This window comes from Mangrovicoccus sp. HB161399 (assembly GCF_013184745.1).
Lineage (GTDB): Bacteria > Pseudomonadota > Alphaproteobacteria > Rhodobacterales > Rhodobacteraceae > Mangrovicoccus.
In genome coordinates this window covers 45,054-52,540 of the sequence record NZ_JAATVU010000039.1, presented here as the reverse complement: position 1 = coordinate 52,540, position 7,487 = coordinate 45,054, and the positions used below count along the sequence as shown (strand labels likewise).

Below are 7,487 nucleotides of genomic sequence, written 5' to 3'. Positions count from 1 at the left end.
TCGTCGGCATGGCAATGATCTCCGTGGGGTGGGTGGCGCCCCGACTCTTCCAGACCGAAGGGCGCTGGTCTCCTCCTCATGGGATCTTCACATGGGCGGGCGGGACGAGCCTGATGTCATGGCCGGGCCAGTTCCCGGCCCCGGAAATGCGCGCCGCCGCAGGCCTCCATCGCCACCAGGCAGGGCGGCAGCCTGGCGAAGAACTCCAGCACTTACGCTTTCCGGAGCTACCTGCGGAGGACTGCAGCGCCCCTGCCATCGGCGCAATGGGCCTGGAACGCTTTCTCCGCCGGCCTCCCGGCGATTGCCGCGCATTCGCCTGCCGGTCGGCGGAAAAAGCCCGGCCGTGATGATCTCCGGCATGACCGCCTGCCAAACTGGATTGCCGCGATCCCACCTTGGCACCTCGATGCCGTCGGGGGCCGGTTGCAGCATCCAGGCTGATCTGATCCCGGAAACATCCGGACTCAAAACTCCCGCAAAACGCGCCGCAACCAGACGAAGCGGCATCGGCCAAAGCAGATGCCGGATTTCCGGCCCATGCATTTGCGGAAAGGGACCCTTGCAAAAACGTCGGTTGCGCTAACAGCCCATTCATGGTGCCTTGGATATGCCGCACTGCAGCGGAGCCTCCGGCGTGTCCGGGGCCTCCGTTGCGATGCGTTCCCGAAATGACCAGTGACTTCAGTTGGGGTTTTCCCATGACCTATCCGGACGCCCAGGTCCGCCGGACCATTCTCGCGCTCGCGCTCGGTGCCTTTGCCATCGGCGTGTCCGAATTCGCCAGCATGGGGCTGCTGCCCTACTACGCCCGCGACCTCGGCGTGTCCGAGCCGGTCGCCGGCCATGCCGTATCAGCCTATGCGGTCGGGGTGGTGATCGGCGCGCCGGTCCTCGCCGTTCTGGGCGCGCGGATCGCCCGCAAGACCTTCCTCATGGCGCTGATCGCGGTCTTCGCCCTCGCCAATGCGCTCACGGCGCTGGCGCCCTCGGCGAATCTCCTGATCGGGGCGCGTGTCCTCTCCGGGCTTCCGCACGGCGCCTATCTGGGGATCGCGATGCTGTTCGCCGCCGACATCCTGCCCAAGGGGCGGCGCGCGCAGGGCGTGGCCAAGGTGCTGATGGGGCTGACCGTCGCGAACATCGTCGGCGTGCCGCTGGCCGGGGCGATCGGGCAGAGCTTCGGCTGGCGCTGGTGCTTCGTCATCGTCACCGGCATCGCCCTTGCCTCGGCGCTGCTGATCCGGCGGGTGGCGCCGGTGGAGGCGGCCGATCCCGGGGCGAGCCCGCTGCGCGAGCTCGGCGTTCTGCGGAACCGCGCCATGTGGCTGACGCTGATGGTCGGCTCGGTCGGATTCGGCGGCGTCTTCGCAGTCTATTCCTTCTTCTCCGCGGCGATGATCGACGTGGCGGACGCACCGTCCTGGGCGATCCCGCTGGCGCTGTCGGGCTTCGGGCTGGGGGCGACTTTCGGCAACGAGCTGGCCGGGCGGCTGGCCAGCTGGTCGCGCTTCGGCGGCGCGCTGGTGCTGCTGCTCGGCATGGCGGCGGCGCCGGTGGCCTATGCGATGGTGATGGGCGACTGGGTGCTGATGACCGCCTCGCTGCTGGTGCTGGGCTGCACCGCAGGGCTGGTGATCCCGCTGCAGATGCGCCTGATGGACGTGGCCGCGGACGGGCAGAACCTGGCGGCGGCGCTGAACCACGCAGCCTTCAACTTCGCCAACGCGCTGGGGCCGCTGCTGGCCGGCATGGCGCTGGCGGCGGGCTATGGCTGGGCCGCGACCGGCTGGGTCGGCGCGGTGCTGGCGCTCGGCGGGATCGGGGTTCTGGCAGTGGCCTGGCTCGATTCGCGGCGCGGCAGCGGCAACCTGCCCGGCGGCGGGATCGCCGTCCCGGCCTGACCGCTTGCGCCCTCCCTCTCCCCGCCGGGGAGAGGGCCGGGGTGAGGGGGCACGTCGCAAGGCACGGCATGCGAAAACGCCCGCCGGATGGCGGGCGTTCGCGTTTCCGGATGCCGGAAGGATCAGGAGTGGATCGGGCCGTCGCCGCAGGCCAGCGCCGCCTCGCGCACTGCCTCGGAGAAGGTCGGGTGGGCGTGGCAGGTCAGGGCGATGTCCTGGGCCGCGGCGCCGAATTCCATGCCGACGCAGATCTCGTGGATCAGCTCGCCGGCGGACGGGCCGATGATGTGGCAGCCGAGGATCCGGTCCGTCTCCTTGTCGACCAGCATCTTGACGAAGCCGTCGGAGGCGAAGACGGCCTTGGCGCGGCCGTTGCCCATGAAGGAGAACTTGCCGACCTTGTAGGCCTTGCCCTCGGCCTTCAGCGCTTCCTCGGTCTTGCCGACCGAGGCGACTTCCGGCCAAGTGTAGATCACGCCCGGGATGACGTCGTAGTTCACGTGGCCATGCTTGCCCGCGATCACCTCGGCGACGGCCATGCCCTCGTCCTCGGCCTTGTGCGCCAGCATCGGACCGACAATGGCATCGCCGATGGCGTAGATGCCGGGAACCGAGGTCTGCCAGTGCGCGTCGGTGGCGATCTGGCCGCGCTGGGTCATCTCGACGCCGATATCGGCCAGGCCCAGGCCGTCGGTGAAGGGCTTGCGGCCGGTGGCGACCAGCACGACATCGGCCTCGACCGTGTGCTCGCTGTCATCCTTCTTCAGCTTGTAGGTGACGGTGGCGCCGCCATCCTTCGGCACCGCGGACTGCACGGCCGCGCCGAGGACGAACTCAAACCCCTGCTTCGACAGCAGCTTCTGGAACTGGCGGGCGACTTCGGCATCCGCGCCGGGGGTGATGGCGTCGAGATACTCGATCACGGTGACCTCCGCGCCGAGGCGCGCATAGACCGATCCCATCTCCAGGCCGATCACGCCGGCGCCGATGACGACCATCTTCTTCGGCAGCCCGGCAAGCTCCAGCGCGCCGGTGGAGGTCACGACGGTCTTCTCGTCGACCTCGACGCCCGGCAGCGAGGCAGGCACCGAGCCGGAGGCGATGATGATGTTCTTGGCGGTGTAGGTCTTGTCGCCGACCTGAACTTCGCCGGCCTTCGGAATCGAGCCCCAGCCCTTCAGCCAGTCGATCTTGTTCTTCTTGAACAGGAATTCGATGCCGCTGGTGTTCGACTTGATCACGTCGTCCTTGTAGGCCTTCATCTGCGGCCAGTCGATCTCGGGCTCGCCGGCCTTGATCCCCATCTTGGCGAAGTTCTCGTGCATCTCGTGCACTTCGTGCGACGCATGGAGCAGGGCCTTGGAGGGGATGCAGCCGATGTTCAGGCAGGTGCCGCCGAGGGTCTCGCGGCCTTCGACGCAGGCGGTCTTCAGGCCCAGCTGGGCGCAGCGGATCGCACAAACATAGCCGCCGGGTCCGGCGCCGATCACGATCACATCATAGTCTGCCATTCTTTCCTCCTGGCGAAACATTGGGGCGTGGCGTTTCGGTATACTAATGTCCACAACGGGCGGACGCCACCGGGTTTACAGATGTCATAAGAGCACGGCCAGCAGCATGACAACCGTGGCTGCCCATCCTGCTGACCAGATGCAGGAACGCCACGGTACGAGGCCGAAATAGTAGGCCGGAACGTAGAGAATGCGCGCCGCGAGATAGATCCAGCCGCAGGCGGCGGTCAGCGGGCCCGCGCTGCCGCTCAGGATCACGGCGGTCACGGCGATGGCGAAGAGGATCAGCCCCTCGAAATGGTTCTGCAGCGCGCGGGCCAGGCGGCCGATGCGCGGGCTGACCTTTTCCGACAGCGGGCCGTCATCTCGCGGCGCGAGAGTGACCCGCGGGCCGAGTTCCAGGTTGGCGGGGATGGCGACGAGGAGGAACTGCAGGCATTGCAGCAGGGCTGCAAGCACGAGGGCGGTCAGTTCGGGGCTCATGGCGCGGCTCCTGCGGCGGCGGTCGGGGCAGCAGGTAATGCCCGGGACCGATTCCGGCAAGGCGGGGCGGCCGGATGCCTCAGCTGCTGCGCGGCCGCTGCGGCAAGGCGCTGGCGGGCGGGCTCGGCTGGCTGGTGCGCAGCAGGCGCTGCAGCGTCCCCTCGCGGTAGCCGATGGCAAAGCAGGTGGCGTAGGAAGGCTCGACCTCGCTCCGTGCGCTTGTCGGGACGCCCTGGCGCGCCAGGCTTTCGCCCAGCTGGTAGGCCTGGCCCGCGCGCCCCTCGCTGCAAGTGGCGGCGGCGGTTCCGGCAGCAAGCGCCAGGGGAAGGGAAAGGATCATGCAGATACGCATGGCATGGCTCCTGTGCAGGCCATCCTCCCTGCCATGCAAGGTATCACCGCCGGGTGCCGGCGCGGTGCGGACCGTTGAATTCGGGGAAACTTTGCGGCAGTGCAGCATGACCTTGCGGAAATAGGCGGCATGCCTGCCCGGAATCCGGGCGGAACGGAAAAGGGGCACCGCTTGCGCGATGCCCCTTCCTGTCCGACAGGGAGTGACGGATCAGAAGTGGTAGGAGACCTTGACCACGGCGCTGGTGCCGTCGACATCGGTGTCGCCGCCGTCGAAATCGTCGAACGACTGGTACTGGATCTCCGCGCCGACCGACAGGTCGTTGGTCAGCATGTAGTCATAGCCGACGCCGCCGGTGTAGCCCCAGGAGCTGCCCAGGTCGTCGATGTTCGAGTAGGCGCCGCCTGCGGTGGCGTAGATCATCGAACGGCCGAGGTCGTAGCCCAGCTTGGCCTTCAGGTGGCTCAGGCTGTTCACGTCATGGCCGCCGAGTTCCAGGTTGGTGGCGTTGGCGTCTGCTTCGACACCGTAGACCAGGCCGCTCTGGGCAACGTTCTGCCAGCCGACATGTGCGCCGCCGAGCCAGTCGTCGGAATCGTCATTCGCTGCGTCGCCGTCGGCATCGAGCCATGCGGCGCCGACCTGGCCACCTGCGTAGAAGCCTGCCCAGGGGCTGACCATCGGCGCTGCTGCGACCGGGGTCGGCTCGGGGGCGATCACCGGCTCTTCCAGGGCGCCGGCAAAGATCGGCGACGCGGCAAAGCCGAGGGCGGACGCGGCGGCGAGGGCATAAACTGCACGCATTTGAGAACTCCTTTGTCCTTCGTTGAGACGAGCCATTCTTCATTTGGTCGGCCCGGTTGCGTTCCGAATGGATAAATATGCTCGTCGGCGGCGAATAAAACGGGAGCGGAGGCAAAGTGAAGGGGCTGTTGCGAAGATGTCATCACGTTTTCACATCCTCGTGAAAAATTTGGGATCGGCGCGATCCTGCTGAATTTTTCGTGTTCATGGAACCTCATGAAATTAATGGATATTCAATCCGATTCCGTCGTTTTGGAAGGTGTTTTCAATTCACGGAAATTTCCGTCTTTGATCTATGCCCTTGACGGAAAATCTCTCGGAACCGGCTGAAATCCGCCGATTTCATTGCGGAGTCCCGCACCGAAATGCGGGTTTTGCAAAAACTTCTCTGCCGGATCCGATTCCCGCAGGAGCCTGCCCTGGCGGAGTCGCCCGGCCGTCAGCCCAGCCAATCGCGCGCGCTGTCGCGTTCCGCAAGATGAAACAGCTTGATCTCGCACGGCACGAGCGGGGCGAAGGCCGCGACGCTCCAGCGGAGCCACGGCACGTCGGAGACGACGGCCACGCGGGCGAAGTCGCGCCAGTGCCGGAGGCCGAGCCGGGCATCGGCGATCATGGCGCCGGAGCTGTAGCCGCGGAAGCCCTCGCCGAAGGTCGCGCGCATGCGGATGCGCTCTCTGCCGCGCTCCAGGGCGGGGGCAAGCACCGCGGCGTAGTCTTCGGCCGTGACGGTGCCGGTGAAGCCGATGTCCAGGACGGGATCGGCGGGGTCCGAAAGCTGGGTGATCATGTCCTGCCCGCCTCCTGCCGGGCAACCCCGGCGCGGCCGGAGCCTTCCGTGCATATGGGGATGCAGGGGCGCCGGTTCCATGCAGGACCCGGAAATGCAGGAAGGCGCCCCGGGGGGCGCCTTCCGTGTCCGGTCCGTCCGTGCGGAATGGATCAGAGATCCATCAGCAGGCGGCGCGGGTCTTCCATGGCTTCCTTGACGCGCACCAGGAAGGTCACGGCGCCCTTGCCGTCGACGATCCGGTGGTCGTAGCTCAGCGCCAGGTACATCATCGGGCGGATGACGATCTGGCCGTTCACCACGACCGGGCGGTCCTGGATCTTGTGCATGCCCAGGATGCCCGATTGCGGCGGGTTCAGGATCGGCGAGGACATCAGCGAGCCGTAGACGCCGCCGTTGGAGATCGTGAAGGTGCCGCCCTGCATTTCAGCCATCGACAGCTTGCCGTCGCGGGCGCGCTTGCCCTTGTCGGCGATCGCCTTCTCGATCTCGGCGAAGGACATCTGGTCGGCGTCGCGGATGACCGGAACGACCAGGCCCTGCGGGGTGCCCGCGGCGATGCCCATGTGGACGTAGTTCTTGTAGACCACGTCGGTGCCGTCGATCTCGGCGTTGACCTCCGGGACTTCCTTCAGCGCGTGGACGCAGGCCTTGGTGAAGAAGGACATGAAGCCGAGGCGGACGCCGTGCTTTTTCTCGAAGAGGTCCTTGTACTCCTTGCGTAGATCCATCGATGCCGACATGTCCACCTCGTTGTAGGTGGTCAGCATCGCCGCGGTGTTCTGGCTGTCCTTCAGGCGGCGCGCGATGGTCTGGCGCAGCTTGGTCATCTTCACCCGCTCCTCGCGGGCGGCATCCTCGGCCGGGCTCGGCGCGCGCGGGGCGGCCGGAGCGGCAGGTGCGGCCGCAGGCGCGGTCATCGCCTTCAGCACGTCTTCCTTCATCACGCGGCCATCCTTGCCGGAACCGGAGACCGACGCCGGGGAGATGCCCTTTTCGGCCATCAGCTTGTTCGCCGAGGGCGCGTTCTCGACATCCTTGCCGCCCGCAGAAGGTGCCGGGGCGGGCGCGGCTGCCGGGGCAGCGGCGGCCGGTGCGGCGCCGCCCGAGGTCAGGACGGCCAGCTTGGCGGTGGCATCGACCGTCGCGCCTTCCGGGGCCACGATCTCTGCCAGGACGCCTGCGGCCGGGGAGGGAACCTCGACCGAGACCTTGTCGGTCTCCAGCTCGCACAGCATCTCGTCTTGGGCGACGGTGTCGCCGACCTTCTTGAACCAGGTCGAGACGGTGGCCTCGGAGACGGACTCGCCGAGGGTCGGGACCATCACGTCGATCGACTCGCCGCCGGAAGCTGCCGGAGCCTCTGCCGCCGGAGCCGGGGCCGCGGCCGGAGCTTCGGCGCCGGCACCTTCGGAAATCGTCGCCAGCAGGGCGTCGACGCCGACGGTGTCGCCTTCATTCGCCACGATCTCCGCCAGGGTCCCGGCGGCGGGGGAGGGAACCTCCACCGTCACCTTGTCGGTTTCCAGCTCGCACAGCATCTCGTCCACGGCAACGGTGTCGCCCGGCTTCTTGAACCAGGTTGCCACGGTAGCCTCGGTAACGCTTTCCCCAAGCGTGGGGACACGGACTTCGGTCGACAT

7 protein-coding genes and 1 pseudogene are annotated in these 7,487 nt (G+C 67.2%); 1 reads left to right on the top strand and 7 read right to left on the bottom strand.

The annotated features are described in order from the left end of the window. Positions 1 to 85: 85 nt before the first annotated feature. Positions 86 to 305 (bottom strand): annotated as a pseudogene (locus HCC78_RS19915) (IS110 family transposase); the annotation flags it as partial. A 396-nt stretch (positions 306 to 701) separates the two neighbouring features. Here HCC78_RS19915 and HCC78_RS19910 point away from each other — a divergent pair. Beyond that, positions 702 to 1,904 (top strand): MFS transporter, encoded by a 1,203-nt coding sequence (locus tag HCC78_RS19910; RefSeq protein ID WP_172330546.1) that lies wholly within the window; start codon positions 702 to 704, stop codon positions 1,902 to 1,904. A gap of 122 nt (positions 1,905 to 2,026) precedes the next feature. Here HCC78_RS19910 and lpdA read toward each other — a convergent pair whose 3' ends face one another. The 6 genes from lpdA to odhB all read right to left on the bottom strand — a co-directional run bounded on the left by lpdA (position 2,027) and on the right by odhB (position 7,487). Continuing rightward, positions 2,027 to 3,415, bottom strand: a complete 1,389-nt coding sequence (gene lpdA / locus HCC78_RS19905; RefSeq protein WP_172330545.1) for a dihydrolipoyl dehydrogenase — start codon at positions 3,413 to 3,415, stop codon at positions 2,027 to 2,029. A gap of 84 nt (positions 3,416 to 3,499) precedes the next feature. Continuing rightward, a complete protein-coding gene (locus HCC78_RS19900; protein ID WP_172330544.1) occupies positions 3,500 to 3,898 on the bottom strand; it encodes an MAPEG family protein in 399 nt (132 codons plus the stop codon). Between the two features lie 79 nt (positions 3,899 to 3,977). Next, on the bottom strand, positions 3,978 to 4,250 hold the full coding sequence (locus tag HCC78_RS19895; protein WP_172330543.1) for a hypothetical protein: 273 nt from the start codon (positions 4,248 to 4,250) through the stop codon (positions 3,978 to 3,980). A 210-nt stretch (positions 4,251 to 4,460) separates the two neighbouring features. Continuing rightward, positions 4,461 to 5,054 carry an outer membrane protein gene (locus HCC78_RS19890; protein ID WP_172330542.1) on the bottom strand — a complete coding sequence of 198 codons (594 nt, stop codon included), beginning with the start codon at positions 5,052 to 5,054 and terminating at the stop codon, positions 4,461 to 4,463. 439 nt (positions 5,055 to 5,493) lie between these two features. After that, positions 5,494 to 5,844, bottom strand: a complete 351-nt coding sequence (locus tag HCC78_RS19885) for an STAS/SEC14 domain-containing protein (RefSeq protein ID WP_172330541.1) — start codon at positions 5,842 to 5,844, stop codon at positions 5,494 to 5,496. Between the two features lie 152 nt (positions 5,845 to 5,996). After that, complete coding sequence (gene odhB, locus HCC78_RS19880) at positions 5,997 to 7,487, bottom strand: 2-oxoglutarate dehydrogenase complex dihydrolipoyllysine-residue succinyltransferase (protein WP_172330540.1); 1,491 nt, start codon at positions 7,485 to 7,487, stop codon at positions 5,997 to 5,999.